Origin of the sequence: Microbacterium sp. Leaf351, assembly GCF_001423825.1 — a bacterium.
In the GTDB taxonomy this organism is placed as follows: Bacteria; Actinomycetota; Actinomycetes; order Actinomycetales; family Microbacteriaceae; genus Microbacterium; species Microbacterium ginsengisoli.
Window position 1 is genome coordinate 87,105 of sequence record NZ_LMPK01000018.1, and the last position, 844, is coordinate 87,948.

General features: G+C 68.6%; 2 protein-coding genes. One reads left to right on the top strand and one right to left on the bottom strand.

Annotated features, from left to right (window positions below; translation table 11 throughout):
- On the top strand, positions 1-650 hold a 650-nt coding region (locus tag ASG00_RS17620; protein ID WP_235559410.1), incomplete at its 5' end, for an FAD-dependent oxidoreductase.
- Between the two features lie 61 nt (positions 651-711).
- Here the strand turns inward: ASG00_RS17620 and ASG00_RS18700 are convergent.
- Positions 712-844: acetyl-CoA carboxylase biotin carboxyl carrier protein subunit (locus tag ASG00_RS18700; RefSeq protein WP_268772051.1), on the bottom strand; the 133-nt coding region annotated here is incomplete at its 5' end.

The following is an 844-nucleotide window of genomic DNA, read 5'->3' on the forward strand; positions in this document are numbered from 1 at the left end:
TCGCCGACGGCCGCGAGATCGTCGGCAGCCATTGCCTCATGGCGGTCGGCTCGATCCCCAACACCCACGACATCGGGCTCGCCGAGGCGGGCGTCGAGCTGACCGACTCCGGTCACATCCGGGTGAACCGGGTCTCGCGCACTTCGGTGCCGAACATCTACGCGGCCGGGGATTGCACGACGCTCATGCCGCTCGCGTCGGTCGCGTCGATGCAGGGTCGCACCGCGGTCTTCCACGCGCTCGGCGACGTCGTCATCCCGCTCGAGTCCCGCCGCATCACCGCGAACATCTTCACCGCGCCCGAGATCGCGACGATCGGCTGGCAGGAGAAGGACATCGCGGCCGGTCTCATCAACGGCGTCGTGCACAAGCTTCCGCTCGCGGCCAACGCCCGCGCCAAGATGATGGGCATCAAGGACGGCTTCGTGAAGGTGATCGCCCGCGAGGGCAGCGGCACGGTCATCGGCGGTGTGATCGTCGGTCCCCGCGCCTCCGACCTCATCTACCCGCTCGCGATCGCCGTCGAGCGCCGCCTCACCGTCGACCAGATGTCGCGCGTGTTCGCGGTGTTCCCCTCGCTGACCGGCTCCATCCAAGACGCCGTGCGCGCGATGCACGGCGTCGAGCGCTCCAGCGGCGACGAGAACTGACGAACGACGAGGCCGCGGCATCCTGATCGGCTGATCGGATGCCGCGGCCTCGCCGTGTGCGTCAGGAGATCGTGAGCAGCTGGTGGCCGGCCGACACGGTCGTGCCGGGATCGGCGTTGATCGCGCCGATGACACCGTCCTTGTGGGCCTGGATGGGCTGCTCCATCTTCATGGCCTCAAGAACCACGACGAGG